The sequence below is a fragment of the Curtobacterium sp. ABR8 genome, assembly GCF_057812125.1.
In genome coordinates this window covers 3,310,271-3,328,885 of record NZ_CM173818.1, presented here as the reverse complement: position 1 = coordinate 3,328,885, position 18,615 = coordinate 3,310,271, and the positions used below count along the sequence as shown (strand labels likewise).

Here is an 18,615-nt window from a genome sequence, read left to right as displayed (position 1 = left end):
CCGCGTGGTCCGGGGACCGGACGGGAGGAATGGATCACGCCGCGCGCACCTGGCACCTCCTCGACACGGCCGGGTCCCTGGCCGCGCTCGGCGTGGAACCGGTCGGCACCATCCTGTGCGTGCACGGCAACCCGACGTGGTCGTACCTGTGGCGGTCGGTGCTCCGCACCTCGCTCGAGGTCGCCCGCGCCGGTGGCCCGGCGTGGCGCGTGGTCGCCGTCGACCAGCTCGACATGGGGTTCTCGGAGCGCACCGGGGTGGAACGGGGGCTGCCGCAGCGCGTCGTGGACCTCGGCGCCCTGACCGACGAACTCGGGCTGACCGGCCCGGTCGTCACCCTCGGCCACGACTGGGGCGGCGTGGTGTCGCTCGGGTGGGCCGTCGACCACCCCGACGTCCTGGCCGCCGTCATGACGTGCAACACCGCCGTGCACCAGCCCGACGACGCCCCGATCCCCGCGCCGCTGCGGCTCGCCCTGGGACCGGGGCTGCTCGGCCGAGCGACCGTCGTGACGCCGGCGTTCCTCGAGACGACGCTCGGCATCGCGCACCCGAAGCTCGAGCGTGCCGTGGCCGACGGCTACCGTGCGCCCTACCGCGGTGCCGCCCGACGCGGCGGCATCGGGGGCTTCGTCGCGGACATCCCCGTCGACGCCCGGCACCGGAGTGCGCCGGAGCTCGACCGGATCGCCGCCGGGGTCGCGGCGCTCGAGGTCCCGGCGCTGCTCCTCTGGGGTCCCCGCGACCCCGTGTTCCTGGAGCGCTACCTCGACGACCTGTCCGAGCGGCTGCCACACGCCGACGTGCACCGCTTCGAGGGTGCCGGCCACCTGCTGCCCGACGACGCCGACGTGGCGGGGGCGGTGTTCGACTGGATCGGCGACCGCCTGCCGGGCGGGAGCGTCCCCGACGACGCCACCCCGGGCCTCCCGTCCGCTCCCGACCAGCGCGCGGACGTGAGCCGCCCGCTCGGCGCTGCGCTCGAGGACCTGCGCGACAGCGACGAACCCGCCCTGGTCGAGATGGCTGCTGCCGGCGGGCCCCGCACGATCACGTGGCGCCTGCTCGCACGTCGGGTGGACGAGATCGCCGCCGGGCTGGACGACCTCGGTGTCCGGAGCGGCGACCGGGTCTCGCTCCTCGTCACCCCCGGAGCCGACCTGACCGCCGTCCTGTACGCCTGCGTGCGGATCGGCGCGGTCGTGGTCGTGGCGGATGCCGGACTCGGTCTGCGCGGCCTGACCCGTGCGGTGCGCGGAGCCCGGCCCGACTGGATCATCGGCGCGCTGCCCGGACTCGGAGCCGCCCGTGCGCTCGGCTGGCCGGGTCGGCGCATCGCGACCGTCCCGCTGCCCGCCCCCGCTCGGCGTGCCCTGCGCGTGGAGCACACGCTGGTCGACGTCGCCCGGCGCGGCGCCCGTCGACTCGCTCACGGGACGTCGCTGCCGGCGGTGCCGTCGTCCGACGCTCCGGCAGCGATCCTGTTCACCTCCGGGTCGACCGGGCCGGCGAAGGGCGTCGTGTACACGCACGGACAGCTCGGAGCCGTCCGCGACGTCCTGGCGACCCAGTACGACATCGGTGTCGGCACCGGGCTCGTCGCGGGCTTCGCACCCTTCGCCCTGCTCGGTCCCGCCCTCGGGGCGCGGTCGGTGGCTCCGGACATGGACGTCACCGCGCCCCGCACCCTGACGGCCCGTGCCGTGGCGGCCTCGGTGGCCGCGGCCGACGCGACCGTGGTGTTCCTGTCACCGGCGGCACTGGCGAACGTCGTGGCGACGGCGTCGGCGCTGGACGGTGCCGACCGTGCGGCACTCGCACGCGTCCGGCTGTTCCTGTCGGCGGGTGCCCCGGTGTCCGCCGCGCTGCTCACAGCGGCGACGGAGCTGATGCCGAACGCGAGCGCGCACACCCCCTACGGCATGACCGAGGGACTGCTCATGACCGACGTCGACCTGGACGGCGTCCGTTCCGCTGCGGCCTCGGACGACGAGGGCATCTGCGTCGGCGCTCCGGCGGCGAACGTCCGGGTGCGGATCGCGCCGCTCGACGCCTCGGGCGCCGCGACCGGGGCGCTGACCGACTCGGCGGGCGTCACCGGCGAGATCGTCGTCGCAGCACCGCACGTGCGCGACCACTACGACCGACTGTGGCGGACGAACCGGGTCGCGCGGCTCGGCGTCGAGGACCCGCGCGGCCACCGCACCGGCGACGTCGGACACCTGGACGCTTCCGGGCGCCTCTGGGTCGAGGGGCGGATGCAGCACGTGCTCACCACCCCCGAGGGCGTCGTCACCCCGGTCGGACCGGAGCAGCGCATCGAGGGCGTACCCGGGGTCGGTCGTGCCGGCGTCGCGGGGATCGGCCCGCGCGGGACGCAGCAGGTCGTCGCGGTGGTCGAGACCACGAGCGGACGACGTGCCCGTCGTCCCGCCCTGGCGTCGCCGGCGTTGGCGGCATCGGTCCGTGCCGCGGCCGGGGTCCCGCTCGCAGCGGTGCTGACCGTGCCGGTGCTGCCGACCGACATCCGGCACAACTCGAAGGTCGACCGCACCCGGCTGTCCCGCTGGGCGACCGCGGTGCTGTCCGGTGGACGGATGACGCGGCCGTGACGGTCCTGGTGACCGGGGCCAGCGGGTTCCTCGGGCAGGCCACCGCCGCCGCCGTGCGCGACGCCGGGCACGAGGTCCGCACGTTCCAGCGGCGGCCCTCGGGGGTCGCAGGCGTGCAGGACGTCGCCGGCACGATGACCGACGACGCAGCAGTCGCCCGCGCGGTCGACGGTGTCGACGCCGTCGTGCACCTCGCCGCCAAGGTCTCCCTGGCCGGTGACCCGGCCGACTTCGCCCGCGTGAACGTCGACGGCACCCGAGCGCTCGTCGACGCCGCACGCCGTGCCGGCGCCCGGCGGTTCGTGTTCGTGTCGTCGCCGTCGGTCGCGCACACCGGATCGTCGCTCGTCGGCGCCGGAGCGGGCGTCGCCGAACCGCAGCACGCGCGCGGCGACTACGCCCGCACGAAGGCCGCGGCCGAACTGCTCGCGCTCGACGCCGATGCTCCGGGGTTCGCCGTCGTCGCCGTCCGGCCGCACCTGGTGTGGGGGCCGGGAGACACCCAGCTGATCGGCCGCATCGTCGAGCGGGCACGGGCCGGACGGCTCCCGCTGCTCGACGCCGGGGCCGCCCTGATCGACACCCTCTACGTCGACAACGCCGCCTCGGCCATGGTCGCGGCGCTCGAGCACGCGGCGGACGACGACGTGCACGGCAGCGCCTACGTCGTCACGAACGGCGAGCCCCGGCCCGTCGCGGACCTGCTCGCCGGGATCTGTGCGGCCTCGGGCGTCGCAGCACCCCGGTGGCACGTGCCGGCGTCTGTGGCACGGGCCGCGGGGTCCCTGGTCGAGGTCGTGTGGCGGGTGCGTCCGGGGCAGGACGAGCCACCCATGACCCGGTTCCTCGCCGAGCAGCTCTCGACGGCGCACTGGTTCGACCAGCGCCGCACCCGCGCCGACCTGCAGTGGGCGCCCTCGGTGTCGATCGACGAGGGTCTCGCGCGCTTGGCGGCGGCTCAGACCTCGTCGGCCGCGACGTAGACCCAGGCCGACAGGCCCGAGGTGAGCTCGACCCGGATGCGCTGGTAGTCCGCGACCTCGTAGTCGTCGACCGCGCGGAGCTGCCACTCGTAGCCGAGGGTCAGGGTCGACCCCTCGACGACGTCGTCCGCAGTGCCGCGGCGGAGGATCGGGTGCAGGTCCGAACCGCTGGTCCGAACCACCTCGGGGTCGGTGATCGCCACCCAGTCGAGCCGCCAGCCGGGCAGCGTGTCCGGGGTGGTGGGCACGTGGTCGCCGAACAGTGACTCCTGCACGAGCGGCTGCCGCAGCGTGCCGTACGAGAACACCCGGTGCGTGGTGCCGGGCCACGGCGCGGGGCGCCGGATCGGCTTCGGGCCGATCGTCGGGGTCGACGTCCACACGAGTGCTCCGGTGACGCCGGTCAGGCCGAGGTGGAGCAGCCCGATGACGCCGAGCACGCTGCCCCAGACGACGCCGGAGGTGTCACCGGGGCAGGCTTCCCAGAACCCGTCCTCGGACGAGCCGCACATCGCGTGTCCGTTCTCGACGCCGACGGCGATCGCGATGATGCCGACGACGAGACAGACGAGCGCGAACGCGCCGAGACCGATGACCCAGCGCTGGCCGGGGGAGAGACGCTTCACGTCGAGAGGCTAGCGGACCGGAGGCCCGGATCACGCGCGCCGATCGGCGCAGGTGATCCGGGACTCCTGACCGTCCGCCGGCGGTTCAGCCGGTGAAGCGTTGCCAGAGCTCGGTGACGATGGGCCACACGTCGCCGGCGCGGTCGGCGGAGCCGACGGCGACCAGCACCACGGGGACGATCGTGACGGCGATGCTCACCAGCACGGCGAGCACGACGGCGATCGTCGCCGTGGTGGTGTGCCGCCGGGTGAGCGCCAGCGCGAGGAGCGCCAGCACGACGACCAGGCCGAGCACCGCGATCACCGTGACCCGGATGAACGGGAAGGGCACGAGGCCCGCGGTGGTGGCCGTGACGCCGCCGAGGAAGCCGACCAGGGGCAGGAACGCCCCGAGCAGGACCCCGGCGACCAGGACCACGCCGATGCCACCCGCGATCCACACCCCACGTGGCCGGGGTCGTCGGTCGCGGGGCCGACGACCGCCGGACCAGGCGGGGGTCACGGGCGGTCAGCGGCCGGCGTCGTCGGCTGGTCGGCATCGCGGGCGGCTGCCCGCGCTGCCTCGCTGGCGTCGGCCGCAGCGTCGGCAGCGTCCTGCGCGGCGTCCTCGGCGGAGTCGGCGGCACGCACCGCTGCGTCGGCGGCGGTAGCACCGGCCGGGTCGGAGGTCGCAGCGGTGTCGTCTGCCGCTGCGGCCGTCCGTGCGCGGTCGGCTGCGTCGCGGGCGGTGTCCGCGGCGTCCCGGGCGCCCTCCGACGCCCGGTCGAGTGCGTCCGACGTGGCGTCGTGCACACGGCCAGCCGTGTCGGTCGTCGCGTCGACGGCCCGCTCCGCTGCGTCCGCGGTCGCGTCGGCGGCACGCTTCGTGGCGTCGGCGCTCGCGGCAGCGGCACGCTTCGTCGTGTCCGCGGTGGCGTCGGCTGCGCGTCGAGCGGTGTCGACCGTCGCGTCGGCGGCACGCTTGGTCGCGTCCGCGGTGGCCTCCGCAGCCTGCTTCGTCACGTCGGCCGTGGCGTCCGCGGCGCGCCTCGTCGCCTCGGCGGTGGCGTCCGCTGCCTGCTTCGTGGCGTCGACGGTCGCGGATGCCACGCGCTTGGTGGTGTCGCTGGTCGCCTTCGCGGCGTCCTGCACCGCGTCGCCGACGGCAGTGGCGGCACGCTCGACGGGCGAGGGTTCGTCGTCGAACGGTCCGTGCACGTCGAGGACGCGGACGTCCACCGTCGTCGGCTCGGTCGAGACCTGACCGGCGGCGGCGGTCACCTGTCGGCGCACCTCGTCGGCGACCTCGCGGACGTTCCGCGGGTAGGTGACGATCACGGAGACGTGCACCGCGAAGGTGCCGTCCTCGTCGTCGACCTGGACGCCGGCGGTGCCGGCGGAGCGGCCGAGCCGCTTCCGCAGTTCGTCGGCGGCCCGGGAGACGGTCCCGCCGAGGTGGTGCACGCCGGGCACACCGAGCGCCGTCTCCGCCGCGGTCCGCGCGATCAGCATCGCGGGGGTCGCGTCGTCGGGCAGCGGCTCCGTCAGTTCTGCGGGCAGGGCCACCTCGGTGACCTGCGTGTGCGCATGGGGGTCGTGCTGCATGGTTCCTCCTCGTTCGGGTCCGCGCGGACGCATCGGGGCACTCGACGTCGCGAGTGCCCCGACACGCATCGGGCGTCCTACTTCTTGAAGACGTCCTTGACGTCCTCGCCGGTCTGCTTGACGCTCGCGGAGGCCTGGTCCTTCTGGCCCTCGGCGACCTTGGAGTCGTCGTTCGTGGCCTTGCCCACGGCCTCCTTCGCCTTGCCGGCGAGGTCCTGAGCAGCGTTCTTGATCTTGTCGTCGAGTCCCATGACGGGTCCTTTCATCGGTCGGGCCTGCGCCCGGAGGTGGGTGTTGCGTGGGTCTTCGGTGGGCCGGGAGGCCCGGGGTCGCGTCCGGCTGACGGGTGTCAGCGGACGCGGGTCGACTTCGCGAGCGCCGAACGGGTCCCACCGGTGAGGTGGACCAGGACGGGCACCTGGCGACCGAGCGTGCGGTCGAGGACCGCGACGGCGCGGTCGACGGCGTCGAGCACCGAGACGGCGTCCCCGCCGCGGCGGACCGCGACGCGGATGCGAGCGGCACGCTGCTTGCGCACCAGGTAGGTGTCGACGCGGGAGCCGACGACGTCGCGGACACCGGCGAGCTCGTGCTCGACGACGTCGCGGACGAGGGCGACGTTCACCGTGACGGCGTCCTCACCCGAGCGTTCGCGGACGGCGACGGACGTGCCGCCCCCTCCGCGGGTGAACACCCAGACGAGGGCGAGCACGATCACGACGGCGCAGACGACGGCGACGATCCAGAGCGAGGACGCGGGGACGTCCAGGTTGCTCGGCAGGTCGACGTAGGGCTTGATCGCGTCCTGCACGGCGGGCAGCACACCCGCGCCGATGGTGAGACCGACGACGACGGCGACGAGGCCGAGGACGAAGAGGATGATCCGGTTCATGGTCCGGTTGCTCTTGGTCATGCGAGGGTCCCCTTCTCGTCGATGCGGACGCGGATGTTCTGGCCGAAGCGTTCGTCGAGACCACTGAGGCGGTCGCGGACGGCCGCCTGCACGGCCTGTTCGTCGACCGGGATGCCGGTGACCGGCACGATCCGGACGTCGGTGCGGCGACCGCGCGCGGTTGCCGAGGCGTTGCCCTCGGGGACCCCCGCTGCCGTCCCGGCGGCGTTGGCCGCGGTCGAGGCGACGATGCGGGTGTCGATGACGACTGCCCCACGGTCGTGCTGGACGACGGAGCGGTGCTGACGACCCGGCTTGAGGGCCAGGACGATCAGCACGATGCCGAGGACCACGAGCACGACGGCGATGACCTCGGCGATCGTGACGAAGGCGGCGTCGGGCTGCAGTGCGGCATCGACGGCGGTCTGCGGGTCGGCGAGGAGCGGGGGCCGCCCGATCGCTCGCAGGACCGACTCCGTGCCGATCCACGCGGCGACCAGTGCCAGGACCACCAGCGCCACGGCGACTGCGGTCGAGCGGGAGCGGTGCACGCTCCGACGACGGATGCGTCGTTCGACGGAACCGTTGCTCATGATGGTCTCCTAGCGGGTTCGGGACTCGCGCTCGCGCACGATCCCGGTGAGTTCGATGTGGGCACTGCCGACGCGTCGGCCGGTGAGTTCGCTCACGCGGCTCTTGACCTCGTCGGCGACCCGGGCCGAGCGGGCGACGAGGTCGTCGCCCGCGGCGATCGGGCCGGTGACGTCGAGGGACATCGCACCGGACGCGTCGCCGAGACCGACCCTGACCCGCTTGGCGGGGGCGCCGAGCCGTTCGGCTGCGACGGCCCGCGCCAGCGAGGTCAGTGCACGAGCGGTGATCTCGACGCGGCCCGGGACGACCGGGCCGGCGTTCACCGGGAGCTCCGGCGCCCGGTGAGCACGTCGGTCAGGGCGCCGCGGTCGATCTTGCCGGTGGCGAGGGCGGCCACGAGGGCGCCGATCGCACCGAAGACGATGACCAGGACGAAGCCCCAGAACCCGAACTGCAGTGCGACGACTGCGAGGACGGCGCCGATGAGGGCACCGATCAGTGTGTTGCTCATGCGACTCGCGCTTCCTTCTTCTCGTCGTTGTCGTGGTCGTCGTCGTCACCCGGGATGAAGACGTCCTGGACGGTGACGTTGACCTCGGCGACCTCCATGCCGACGATCTGCTCGAGGGCACGGGCGACGCTGCTGCGGACGCCGTCGGCGACCTGCTGGAGCGACACCGGGTACTCGGCGACGATGACGATGTCCGCGGCGACCTGCTTCTCGCCGACCTCGACCTTGACGCCCTGACCGAAGTCGCGCTGGCCGATCGCGTCGCGGAGCGCACCGATCGCACGGGCGGCGCCGCCACCGAGGGAGTGCACGCCGTTGACCTCGCGGGCCGCGATGCCGGCGACCTTCGACACGACGGTGTCGTCGATGACGGTCTTGCCGGTGACGCCGCTGTTCGAGCCGGCGTGCGAGGTGGTCCGGGCCGCTGCGGTGGTGGCCGGGGTGGTGGTGATGGAGTCAGCCATGGTTCGTTCCTTCCGATTGACCCGCCGGGCGTTCCCAGCGGTTGCTGTTCACGGATGAGACGGGCTGCACCAGAGATTCGTCACACATGACTTTCCGGACTCGGGAGAATTCCAGGGATCCGCGGGGACACGGGGATGTGGCTGTACCCCCTGGTGGTCCACTCAGGCGGTTTCGCGCGTTCCGTCCGCCACGTTGCGTTCTGCAGCGGCGCGGATCGCCCGGGCGCACGCCATCGGGGACTCACCTCGCTCGGCCCGGAAGAGCTGCTGCAGCCGTCGCGGCAGGACCCCGGCGGCGTCGGCGATCTCCTGCAGGGAGAGGTCCTCGGTGGCGTGCTCCTCGATGAAGGCCACGGCACGGCGGACCCGCCACGAGGAACGGCCGCTGTCCGGTCGTGCGGACAGGGAGGCGCGGCGGGTGGCGGCGGGGTCCTCGCCGAACCGCTCCCGGTAGGCGGTGGCGAACCGACCAGGGTTGGTGAAGCCCCACCGGCGCGCGACCACGGCGACGCTGTCGGCGTTGGGGGATCGGTCGTCGCCGGTACGCAGGAGCTCGCTCCGGACCCGGTCGAGCCGGTGCTCGCGCAGGAACCGGTGCGGCGTCGAGTCCAGCGTGCGTGCGAACACGTCCTGCAGACCGCGCTGGCTGAGCCCGCACGCCGCGGCGATCTCCGACACCGCCGGACGCTCGGCCGCGTGCCGTTCGACGTACCGGATCGCGTCGCGCAGGCGGTTCGCGACGGGGACGTCGTCACCGCGGTTGCGGATCGGGAAGGTGTCGAGCACGACGATCGCCAACCGGCGGTTCAGCGCCGTCCGCATCGGACCGACCACGCGGTCGTCGACGAGTGCCGGGCCGAGCTCCCCGATCAGGTGGCGCAGCGGTTCGCGGCGGGCGATGACCTCGTCCTGCTGGTCGAACAGCAGTGGGCCGTCCGGCAGCCGGTAGCCGAGGTCGCGCCCGACGGTCCGCAGGAACGAGTCCGCGATGTGCACCCCGTTGTAGACCGTGCCGTCCGACTCGAAGCGGTACGCCTCGGACGCGCTGGCGATGTAGGGGCTGCCCGGCTCGACCACCCGCGTGCGGTCGGCGAAGTGCATCTCGAGCCGACCCTTGGTGAGCCAGAAGACCACGTGGTCCTGCCGCGCCCCGATGACCCCGCCGCGGCGCCCGCCCTCGGCGCGCATGGTCCGCAGCGTGAGGTCGTCGTCGCCGACCACGGTGTACTCGTAGCGGGTGTCGTCCGTCGCGTACGTCTCCGAGGCGAAGTCGGACCCGTGGTACTCCGCCTCGAAGATGTCGGAGTAGTCCGAGCCGTCGCCGTCGGCGAACCGCAGCTTGCGGAAGCCGTTCGTCGTCGGATCGGTCATGGTCGAAATCATGACACCGACCGCGCGCAGGGGTGAATACCCGCGTTCGCGCTCCGTCCGTCACCCGAAGGGAATACCCTAGGGGGGTACCGTATTGAGCACCGTGGAGGCCACCATGCACGAACACGTCGGGTACATCGGCGACAAGGACGACCTGCTCAAGCGGCTCCGTCGCGCCGAGGGGCAGGTGCGCGGCATCGCCCGGATGGTCGAGGACGAGACGTACTGCATCGACGTCCTCACCCAGATCTCCGCGGCGAACCGGGCGCTCGAGCGCGTGGCGCTCTCGCTGCTCGAGGACCACCTCAAGCACTGCGTCGCCGAGGCCGTGGCCGAGGGCGGCGACGCCGCGGACGAGAAGGTCCGCGAAGCGAGCCAGGCCATCGCCCGGCTCGTGCGCTCGTGACCCCCGCCCCCACCGGAACCACAGGAGGAGACACCATGACCACCGAACTGCTGCTCGTCGAGGGCATGACCTGCGAACACTGCGTGATGAGCGTGACCGAGGAACTCACCGGACTCGAGGGGGTGTCCGACGTCGCCGTGGCGCTCGTCCCCGGCGGTGCCTCGTCGGTGACCGTCACCTCGGACGCACCCGTCGACCCCGAGGCGCTCCGCGGCGCGGTCGCCGAGGCGGGGTACGAGGTCGTGCCGTCGTGACGGAGGGCATCGTCGAACTCGACATCACGGGCATGACCTGCGCCTCGTGCGCGAACCGCATCGAACGGAAGCTGGGCAAGCTGCCCGGGGTCACCGCCACCGTCAACTACGCCACCGAGAAGGCGCAGGTGCAGGTCGCGGCCGACGGCACCGCCGACCCCGCGACCCTCATCGCCGCCGTCGAGTCCGCCGGGTACGGCGCGACCGTGCCCACCCCGCCCGCCGACACCACGGCCGACGCGGACACCGACGCCGACGACCCGGCTGCCGCGCTGCGCCGTCGACTCGTCGTGTCCGCGGTCCTCGCCGTCCCGGTCGTCGTGCTCTCCATGGTGCCGGTCCTGCAGTTCCCGAACTGGCAGTGGCTCGCCCTGACGCTGGCGGCCCCCGTCGCGGTGTGGGGCGCGCTCCCGTTCCACCGTGCGGCCTGGGTGAACGCCCGACACGGCGCGGCGACCATGGACACCCTGGTGAGCGTGGGCGTGCTCGCGGCCTTCAGCTGGTCCCTGTACGCCCTCTTCCTCGGCGACGCCGGCACGACCGGCATGCACATGACCTTCTCGTGGATCGCGACCGACCCCGAGGCGACCGACCTGTACCTCGAGGTCGCCGCGGCCGTGACGGTGTTCATCCTGGCCGGCCGGTACATGGAGGCCCGCGCCAAGCGGCAGTCCGGAGCAGCCCTCCGCGCCCTGCTCGAACTCGGCGCGACGGAGGCCACGGTGCTGCGGGACGGCGTCGAGCAGCGCGTCCCGGCGTCGGCCCTCGTCGTCGGGGACGTCGTCGTCGTGCGGCCGGGGGAGCGGATCCCGAGCGACGGCCTCGTGCGGGACGGGTCGTCGGCCGTCGACCGCAGCATGGTCACCGGCGAGTCCGTCCCCGTCGAGGTCGGACCGGGCGACCGGGTGACCGGTGCGACGATCAACGTCGGCGGCCGGCTCGTGGTCGAGGTCACCCGCGTCGGCGCCGACACCGAACTCGCCCGGATGGGGCGACTCATCGAGGACGCGCAGACCGGCAAGGCCGACGTGCAACGCCTGGCCGACCGGGTGTCCGGCGTCTTCGTGCCGATCGTCATCGCGCTCGCCGTGCTGGCGTTCGTCGGCTGGCTCGTGCTCGGCGGTTCGGTCACGGCGGCGTTCACCGCAGCCGTCGCCACGCTCATCATCGCCTGCCCGTGCGCCCTCGGGCTCGCGACGCCGACCGCGCTGCTCGTCGGCACCGGCCGTGGATCGCAGCTCGGCATCCTGATCGGCGGGCCGCAGGTACTCGAGCAGACCCGTGGCGTCGACACGATCCTGCTCGACAAGACCGGCACCGTCACCACCGGCGAGATGACCGTTCGCGCGGTGACCTCCGCCGACGCCGCCCTCGACGAGGACGCCGTGCTCCGCCTCGCCGCGGCCGTCGAACACGGGTCCGAGCACCCCGTGGCCCGTGCGGTCGTCCGTGCGGCAGGGGCCCGGCACCTCGACGTCCCGACCGCCGAGCAGTTCGAGTCGACCCCCGGCGCCGGCGTGCAGGCCGTCGTGGACGGCGACGTCGTCCTCGTCGGCGGTACCCGCTGGCTGACCTCGTCGTGGGCGATCCCCGTCCCCGACGCGGTGACCGCGGCGATCACCGCCGCCGAGACCGACGGCGGGACCGCGGTCGTCGTGGCCCGGAACGGCAGCGTGCTGGGCGTCGTGGTCGTCGGTGACACCGTGAAGCCCGAGGCGGCCGACGCCGTCGCGCGGTTCGTGGCCCTCGGCCTCCACCCCGTCCTGCTCACCGGCGACAACGACGGAGCAGCCCGAGCCGTCGCCGCGCAGGTCGGCATCGACGAGGTGCACGCCCGCGCGACCCCGGCCGGCAAGCTCGACACCGTCCGGGGCATGCAGGCCCGGGGACGGAGCGTTGCCATGGTCGGCGACGGTGTCAACGACGCCGCGGCGCTCGCCGCGGCCGACCTCGGCATCGCGATGGGCGCCGGCACCGACGCGGCGATCGCGGCCAGCGACATCACGGTCGTGAGCGGTCGGCTCACCGTCGTCGCCGACGCCGTCCGGCTGTCGCGGGCCACGCTCGGCATCATCAAGGGCAACCTGTTCTGGGCGTTCGCGTACAACGTGGCGGCGATCCCGCTCGCGATGGCGGGGCTGCTCAACCCGGTGCTCGCCGGCGCCGCCATGGCGTTCTCGTCCGTCTTCGTCGTGACGAACAGCCTGCGGCTGCGTCGTTTCGCACCCCGGCCCTGAGGCCGGCCACCCGCCGGACGTGACGCGCGCAGCGAACGCAGCCCGCGCCTCCCGTCCGGCGGTGCGCACCACGGCGCCGACGGCACTACGCTCGAAGACGGTCCGCGACGCACTGGTGCGGTGACCTGCGGGCTGTACGTCTCGAACGTGATCCCAGGAGGACCGAAGTGACCGAATCCGCTCCCGTCGACCCCACATCGACCGAAGGCTGGAAGAAGCTCGACGGCATCGCCGCCGACTTCACCCCTGACCTGCGCGGGTGGTTCGACAGTGACCCCGGCCGTGCCGAGCAGTACACGTTCCAGGCAGCAGACCTGACCGTGGACCTGTCGAAGGGCCTCGTCACCGACGAGATCCTCGCCGCCTTGCTGCAGGTGGCGAAGGACACCGGCGTCGCCGAGCGCTTCCAGGCGATGATCGCCGGTGAGCACATCAACGTCACCGAGGACCGTGCCGTCCTGCACACCGCGCTCCGCCGTCCGAAGGCGACCGAGGGCCTCGTCCCGGCGGCACCGCTGACCGTCGACGGCCAGGACGTCGACGCCGACGTGCACGCCACGCTCGACAAGGTCTACGGCTTCGCGTCGCAGGTGCGCGACGGCTCGTGGACCGGTGTCACCGGCAAGCGCATCGAGACCGTCGTCAACATCGGCATCGGCGGATCGGACCTCGGCCCGGTCATGGTCTACGAGGCGCTCAAGCCCTACGTCCAGCCCGGCCTCGAAGCCCGCTTCGTGTCGAACATCGACCCGGCGGACATCTACGAGAAGACGGCGGACCTCGACCCCGAGACCACGCTCTTCATCGTCGCGTCGAAGACCTTCGGCACGCTCGAGACCCTGACCAACGCGCGGCTCGCCCGCCAGTGGCTGTGGGAGGAGCTCGGCCTGACCGACGCCGCCGACGACGAGAAGAAGAACGCCGTCGCCAAGCACTTCGTCGCCGTCTCCACCGCCCTCGACAAGGTGGAGGCCTTCGGCATCGACCCCGAGAACGCCTTCGGGTTCTGGGACTGGGTGGGCGGCCGCTACTCGGTCGACTCGGCCATCGGCACGAGCGTCATCGTCGCGATCGGTCAGGAGAACTGGGAGCAGTTCCTCGCAGGGTTCCACGCCATCGACGAGCACGTCCGCACCACGCCGCTCGAGCAGAACGTCCCCGTCCTGATGGGCCTGCTCAACGTCTGGTACACGAACTTCCTCGGTGCGCAGAGCCACGCGGTCCTGCCGTACACGCAGTACCTGCACCGCTTCGCCGCGTACCTGCAGCAGCTCACCATGGAGTCGAACGGCAAGCGCGTCCGCTGGGACGGCTCGCCCGTGACCACCGAGACCGGCGAGGTCTTCTGGGGCGAGCCCGGCACGAACGGCCAGCACGCGTTCTACCAGCTCATCCACCAGGGCACCCGCCTGATCCCGGCCGACTTCATCACGGTCGCGAACCCGGCCCGTCCACTCAAGGACGAGACCGGTGACGGCAAGGGCGTCGCGCCCGGCACCGACGTGCACACGCTGTTCCTGGCGAACTTCTTCGCGCAGACGAAGGCGCTGGCGTTCGGCAAGAGCGCCGACGAGGTCCGCGCCGAGGGCACCACCGACGAGGGCATCGTCGCGGCGCGCACGTTCCCGGGCAACAAGCCGACGACGTCGATCCTGGCGCCGGAGCTCACCCCGAGCGTGCTCGGGCAGCTCATCGCGCTCTACGAGCACATCGTGTTCACCGAGGGCACCATCTGGGGCATCGACTCGTTCGACCAGTGGGGCGTGGAGCTCGGCAAGCAGCTGGCGCTGCAGGTCACGCCGGCCGTCGAGGGCGACCAGGCCGCGCTCGACGCGCAGGACGCCTCGACCAAGGCGCTCATCGCGAAGTACCTGGAGCTGCGCAAGTAGCGACGCACCCACCTGCGAGACGGGAGGCCCGTGGCGGATCCGCCACGGGCCTCCCGTCCGTCTCGTGCGTGCTGTCAATGCGACAGTTGCGTGCCCTGGGCTGTCGTCAGGCCTGCGAAAGCGACAGATGTGCGCCGATGTTCATCGGAGATGTGTCGCTTTCGCGGTCAGCGGCCAGCGGTCAGCGGCCGAGCGGGTCCAGGTTGAGCGTCGTGCCCTCGTACAGGTGCTGGTCCTGCCCGAAGACCTGCACGCCCTCGTTCAGCCACACGAGGTCCCGGACGGTGATGCCGAACCGCGCGGCGACGTCACCGATGAGGTCGTCCGGTGCGACGGTGTACGCCGCAGGAGCCCCGGCGGCGGTCGTCCCCGCGACGGTCCCGGCCGCGTTCGCACGGGTTCCGGTGTCCTCCGGGTGCACGTTCGTCTGCCGTGCGGGCACCGACCACCTCACGGTCGACACCGCGAGGACCTTGCCGGCCGCGATCTCCACGGGGACGTCCTGTCCCGGTGCTGCCGCCGAGGACACGACGAGGGTGCCGAGGTGCGACGGGTCGACCCCGGAGCCGCTCAGCGGGACGTCCACCGCGGTCGCCGCACTGGTCGGCCCGCCGAGGACCCGGTCGCCGACGCCGGGGTAGGTCAGGCCGTCGCCGACCGCACGCGGCAGGTCGAACAGCCCGACGCCGACCGGCACCGGCAGCGTCGAGGTGAAGCCGGAGTACTGCGCGGTGAAGGTGTCGTCGCCCTTCGCGACCACCCGGAAGTGGAAGTGGATGCTGCCCTTCGGCGATGCGACGTCGCCCTGCGCGAGGACGGTGCCCGCCGGGATCGGCGTGAGTGTCGGCGCGGGCGCGGCGGACTCGGTCGGCTCCGGGGTCGGCGTGCGCGGGTTCGCCGAGGCCTCGAGCAGGTCGGACGCGGACTCGCCGTCGGGTGTCGCGGACGGGGTGTCGCTCGGGGTCGTGGTCGCCGACGGCGTCGAGGGGGCAGGCAGGGGATCCGGCCCGCGCAGCAGGGAGCACCCCGACACCGCCACCGTCGTGGCCAGGACGACAGCGATGGCGCCGATCCGGTTCATGATTCCCCCTCAGGTCGATGCTAACCCGGTGGCAGCTCGGTGTCGGTCGGAGCGGCTACGGTCGAGGCCATGGAGCGTTCGGAGATCCTCGCCGCGGCTGCCGCCGCGCACGCCGCCCGCATCGCCGAGGAAGGCGGTGACGACGGTGCCGCGCGCGAACGGGCCGACAGCGTCCGCCGCCGAGCCGACGGCCTCACCGACCGGTACGACACGGTCGAGGGCACGAGTGGCGAGTCCGACGCGCGCGACGCCGCACGCCGGCGTGCGGCCGAGGCCGACCGTGCGGCCTCCCGGACCGAGGGCGTGCTGTCCGACTGGCACCGGATGGGCACGCGACGCGGTGTGACGCCCGACGCCCAGGTGCGCACGGCGTGGACCGTGACCGGGGTGCCCGAGCGCGGCGATGCCCGGGCGCTGGCGAACGTCCTGCTCTCGACCGCGGGGCACGCGGGTCGCGTCGCCGATGCCGCGCGACGCAACCCGGCGCTCTCCGGTGCCGCCAGCGCAGCGGCCCGGCGGACGGTCCGGCGGTACACGGACCACGGTGCGGACATGGCCTCGCTCGGTGACGTGCTGGGGGACAGCCCGGAGCCCGACGAGTCCTGACGCGGGCTCGGAGTGCGTTGGAGCGCTCCCGTTCTGATCAGGTGTTATGTGGACCGATCCAATCGTCCTGACGACAGAATGTCCAATTGACAGGACATGGATTCGGGTTACCATCGGTGCACGCACTGAAGCGCGATCACCGACGAAGGAGTCACCGAATGGTCGACATCAAGCCGACAGCCCCGACTGTCGCACTGCCCCCGATCGGGACCGGACCGCACCGCCGACGCCTCGGCGTCCTGGCCCTGGTCGCCACGTTCGGCGGACTGCTCTTCGGGTACGACACCGGTGTCATCAACGGTGCCCTGAACCCGATGAAGGCCGAGCTCGGTCTCACGAACTTCACCGAGGGCGTCGTCACCAGCTCCCTGTTGTTCGGTGCCGCGATCGGCGCCATGCTCGGCGGCCGCATCGCCGACGGGTGGGGGCGCCGCAAGACGATCATCGCCCTCGCCGTGACGTTCTTCCTCGGCACGCTCATCTGCGTCGTCGCCCCGACGTTCGGTGTGATCGTCGTCGGCCGCGTGCTCCTCGGCCTCGCGGTGGGTGGTGCATCGACCGTCGTCCCGGTGTTCCTCGCCGAACTCGCGCCGTACGAGATCCGCGGTTCGTTGTCCGGCCGCAACGAGCTCATGATCGTGATCGGGCAGCTCGCCGCGTTCGTGGTCAACGCCATCATCGGCAACCTCTGGGGTGAGGGCAACGGTGTCTGGCGCGTCATGCTCGCCGTCTGCGCGCTCCCCGCCATCGCACTCTTCGTCGGCATGCTCCGGGTGCCGGAGTCGCCGCGTTGGCTCGCGTCGAAGGGGCGCTACGACGAAGCGCTGTCCGTCCTGCAGCAGGTCCGGACCACGGAGCGTGCGACCGCCGAGCTCGACGACATCAAGCGGAGCAACGACCTCGAGGCGAAGGAAGACCGCGTCAGCGGATGGCAGACGCTACGCGGGAACAAGTGGCTCATCCGCATCGTGCTCATCGGTGCCGGGCTGGGCGTGGCCCAGCAGCTCACCGGCATCAACTCGATCATGTACTACGGCCAGACCGTGCTCATCGAGTCCGGGTTCCAGGCGTCGGCGGCCCTCATCGCGAACATCGCCCCCGGCGTGATCGCCGTGGTCGGTGGCGTCATCGCGCTGTACAACATGGAGAAGATCAACCGCCGGACGACCCTGATCATCGGGTTCTCGCTCACGACGGTCTGCCACTTCCTGATCGGCATCGCCTCGGTCGCGCTGCCCGAGGGCAACCCGGCCCGCCCGTGGGTGATCCTGTTCCTCGTCGTCGCGTTCGTCGGCTCGATGCAGACCTTCCTGAACATCGCCGTGTGGGTGGTGCTGTCGGAGATCTTCCCGACGCAGATCCGCGCGCTCGGCATGGGCATCTCGGTGTTCTGCCTCTGGATCGCGAACGCGTTCCTCGGGCTGTACTTCCCGACGATCGTCGCCGCGACCGGCATCACCGGCACGTTCTTCGGATTCGGCATCGTCGGTCTGCTCGCGCTGCTCTTCATCTGGAAGTTCGTGCCGGAGAGCCGCGGTCGCACCCTCGAGGAAGTGGAAGAGGGCGTCACCACCGGCAACATCTTCACCGTCCCCGACAAGGCGTCGCGCCGCTAGTCCGCACCACGCTGCACGGAGTGAGCAGAAGACGTCGGGTCGCCCCAGGGCACCCGACGTCTTCTGCTCACCACGGGCACGCGATCGTGTCCGGGCGACCTTGGCGCGTCCGCATCGCCCGGTTCCTACACTCGACCCGTGCATCCCCTCTTCCTGGCGACCGGGGCCGGCCTGGCTTCCGGTCTCGCCCTCGTCGTCGGCGCCGCGATCGCCTGGTTCGTCCGCGTGCCACGGACCGTGGTCGCCACGATCACCGCCTTCGGCGCGGGCGTCCTCATCTCTGCGCTCTCCTTCGACCTGGTCGCGGAGGCGACCCGGTCCGGCACGTTCTGGACGGCGATGGCCGGGTTCCTCGGGGGCGCGGTGGTCTACGTCGGGCTCGACGTCCTGCTCGAACGCCGCGGGGCGCGCAAGAAGCGCAGCGGAACAGGCTCGACGGGGTCCGGCACGGGGCTCGGCATCGCCCTCGGCGCACTGCTCGACGGGATCCCCGAGACGGCGGTGCAGGGCGTCGGACTCGCCGCCGGCGGGTCGCTGTCCATCGCGGTCGTCGCGGCCGTCATCATCTCGAACCTGCCGGAGGGGCTGTCGAGCACCTCGGACATGAAGGCGAACGGCCGCGGCGCTCGCTACGTCTTCACGGTGTGGGGCGCCATCGCCCTCGCGTGCGCCCTGTCGGCACTCGGCGGGTACGCGGTCCTCGGGCAGGCACCGGCCGGCGTGCAGAGCGCCGTGACCGCCGTCGCCGCCGGAGCGATCCTGGCGATGCTCGCCGACACCATGCTGCCGGAGGCGTTCCGAAAGACCGGACCCTGGACGGGCCTCATCGCCGTCCTCGGCTTCTTCGCCGCCTACGGCATCCACGTGATCGGCGGCTGACGCCGACGGA

General features: G+C 72.5%; 20 protein-coding genes. 9 read left to right on the top strand and 11 right to left on the bottom strand.

Annotated features, from left to right (window positions below; all coding sequences use genetic code 11):
* Positions 1-29: 29 nt before the first annotated feature.
* Together ACXKZB_RS15845 and ACXKZB_RS15840 are read left to right on the top strand one after the other, a co-directional pair.
* Entirely contained in the window at positions 30-2,612 is a 2,583-nt protein-coding gene (locus ACXKZB_RS15845; protein WP_488823788.1) for an alpha/beta fold hydrolase, read from the top strand.
* Positions 2,609-3,595, top strand: a complete 987-nt coding sequence (locus ACXKZB_RS15840; protein ID WP_488823787.1) for an NAD-dependent epimerase/dehydratase family protein — start codon at positions 2,609-2,611, stop codon at positions 3,593-3,595. The genes ACXKZB_RS15845 and ACXKZB_RS15840 overlap by 4 nt, the downstream gene beginning before the upstream one ends.
* On the opposite strand, the gene ACXKZB_RS15835 is transcribed toward ACXKZB_RS15840, so the two are convergent.
* The 10 genes from ACXKZB_RS15835 to ACXKZB_RS15790 all read right to left on the bottom strand — a co-directional run bounded on the left by ACXKZB_RS15835 (position 3,571) and on the right by ACXKZB_RS15790 (position 9,637).
* On the bottom strand, positions 3,571-4,221 hold the full coding sequence (locus tag ACXKZB_RS15835) for a gamma-glutamylcyclotransferase family protein (protein ID WP_488823786.1): 651 nt from the start codon (positions 4,219-4,221) through the stop codon (positions 3,571-3,573). The two genes, ACXKZB_RS15840 and ACXKZB_RS15835, sit on opposite strands and share 25 nt — an antisense overlap.
* Positions 4,222-4,306: 85 nt before the next feature.
* Positions 4,307-4,663, bottom strand: a complete 357-nt coding sequence (locus tag ACXKZB_RS15830; protein ID WP_488823785.1) for an MFS transporter permease — start codon at positions 4,661-4,663, stop codon at positions 4,307-4,309.
* Positions 4,664-4,719: 56 nt separating this feature from the next.
* Positions 4,720-5,805, bottom strand: coding sequence for an Asp23/Gls24 family envelope stress response protein (locus tag ACXKZB_RS15825; protein WP_488823784.1), 1,086 nt, complete (start codon positions 5,803-5,805; stop codon positions 4,720-4,722).
* Between the two features lie 77 nt (positions 5,806-5,882).
* On the bottom strand, positions 5,883-6,056 hold the full coding sequence (locus ACXKZB_RS15820; protein ID WP_123314283.1) for a CsbD family protein: 174 nt from the start codon (positions 6,054-6,056) through the stop codon (positions 5,883-5,885).
* A gap of 98 nt (positions 6,057-6,154) precedes the next feature.
* Entirely contained in the window at positions 6,155-6,718 is a 564-nt protein-coding gene (locus ACXKZB_RS15815) for a hypothetical protein (RefSeq protein ID WP_488823783.1), read from the bottom strand.
* Positions 6,715-7,290, bottom strand: coding sequence for a DUF6286 domain-containing protein (locus ACXKZB_RS15810; protein ID WP_111084757.1), 576 nt, complete (start codon positions 7,288-7,290; stop codon positions 6,715-6,717). Before ACXKZB_RS15810 ends, ACXKZB_RS15815 begins: the two co-directional genes overlap by 4 nt.
* A gap of 9 nt (positions 7,291-7,299) precedes the next feature.
* Complete coding sequence (locus tag ACXKZB_RS15805; RefSeq protein WP_123314280.1) at positions 7,300-7,614, bottom strand: hypothetical protein; 315 nt, start codon at positions 7,612-7,614, stop codon at positions 7,300-7,302.
* Positions 7,611-7,802, bottom strand: a complete 192-nt coding sequence (locus tag ACXKZB_RS15800) for a DUF2273 domain-containing protein (protein ID WP_123291766.1) — start codon at positions 7,800-7,802, stop codon at positions 7,611-7,613. The genes ACXKZB_RS15805 and ACXKZB_RS15800 overlap by 4 nt, the downstream gene beginning before the upstream one ends.
* Complete coding sequence (locus ACXKZB_RS15795; protein ID WP_488823782.1) at positions 7,799-8,266, bottom strand: Asp23/Gls24 family envelope stress response protein; 468 nt, start codon at positions 8,264-8,266, stop codon at positions 7,799-7,801. The genes ACXKZB_RS15800 and ACXKZB_RS15795 overlap by 4 nt, the downstream gene beginning before the upstream one ends.
* A 162-nt stretch (positions 8,267-8,428) precedes the next feature.
* The gene (locus ACXKZB_RS15790) at positions 8,429-9,637 is read right to left on the bottom strand and encodes an AraC family transcriptional regulator (RefSeq protein ID WP_488823781.1); all 1,209 of its coding nucleotides are present in this window, start codon (positions 9,635-9,637) and stop codon (positions 8,429-8,431) included.
* A gap of 115 nt (positions 9,638-9,752) precedes the next feature.
* Here ACXKZB_RS15790 and ACXKZB_RS15785 point away from each other — a divergent pair, with 115 nt between their 5' ends.
* The 4 genes from ACXKZB_RS15785 (at position 9,753) to pgi (ending at position 14,423) form a co-directional block, all read left to right on the top strand.
* The gene (locus ACXKZB_RS15785; RefSeq protein ID WP_111084793.1) at positions 9,753-10,043 is read left to right on the top strand and encodes a metal-sensitive transcriptional regulator; all 291 of its coding nucleotides are present in this window, start codon (positions 9,753-9,755) and stop codon (positions 10,041-10,043) included.
* 35 nt (positions 10,044-10,078) lie between these two features.
* Positions 10,079-10,297 carry a heavy-metal-associated domain-containing protein gene (locus ACXKZB_RS15780; RefSeq protein ID WP_260233163.1) on the top strand — a complete coding sequence of 73 codons (219 nt, stop codon included), beginning with the start codon at positions 10,079-10,081 and terminating at the stop codon, positions 10,295-10,297.
* On the top strand, positions 10,294-12,534 hold the full coding sequence (locus ACXKZB_RS15775) for a heavy metal translocating P-type ATPase (RefSeq protein WP_488823780.1): 2,241 nt from the start codon (positions 10,294-10,296) through the stop codon (positions 12,532-12,534). The genes ACXKZB_RS15780 and ACXKZB_RS15775 overlap by 4 nt, the downstream gene beginning before the upstream one ends.
* 167 nt (positions 12,535-12,701) lie before the next feature.
* Complete coding sequence (pgi, locus tag ACXKZB_RS15770; protein ID WP_456796113.1) at positions 12,702-14,423, top strand: glucose-6-phosphate isomerase; 1,722 nt, start codon at positions 12,702-12,704, stop codon at positions 14,421-14,423.
* A gap of 181 nt (positions 14,424-14,604) precedes the next feature.
* Here the strand turns inward: pgi and ACXKZB_RS15765 are convergent, their stop codons facing one another.
* Positions 14,605-15,504 (bottom strand): LysM domain-containing protein, encoded by a 900-nt coding sequence (locus tag ACXKZB_RS15765; RefSeq protein WP_488823779.1) that lies wholly within the window; start codon positions 15,502-15,504, stop codon positions 14,605-14,607.
* Positions 15,505-15,573: 69 nt separating this feature from the next.
* On the opposite strand from ACXKZB_RS15765, the gene ACXKZB_RS15760 reads away from it, so the two are divergent.
* From ACXKZB_RS15760 to ACXKZB_RS15750, 3 genes are all read left to right on the top strand, one after another.
* The gene (locus ACXKZB_RS15760; RefSeq protein ID WP_123314275.1) at positions 15,574-16,110 is read left to right on the top strand and encodes a hypothetical protein; all 537 of its coding nucleotides are present in this window, start codon (positions 15,574-15,576) and stop codon (positions 16,108-16,110) included.
* A 158-nt stretch (positions 16,111-16,268) separates the two neighbouring features.
* Positions 16,269-17,726, top strand: a complete 1,458-nt coding sequence (locus ACXKZB_RS15755; RefSeq protein WP_488823778.1) for a sugar porter family MFS transporter — start codon at positions 16,269-16,271, stop codon at positions 17,724-17,726.
* Between the two features lie 138 nt (positions 17,727-17,864).
* Positions 17,865-18,605: a ZIP family metal transporter gene (locus ACXKZB_RS15750; protein ID WP_488823777.1), complete on the top strand. Its 741-nt coding sequence runs from the start codon at positions 17,865-17,867 to the stop codon at positions 18,603-18,605.
* Positions 18,606-18,615: the final 10 nt, after the last annotated feature.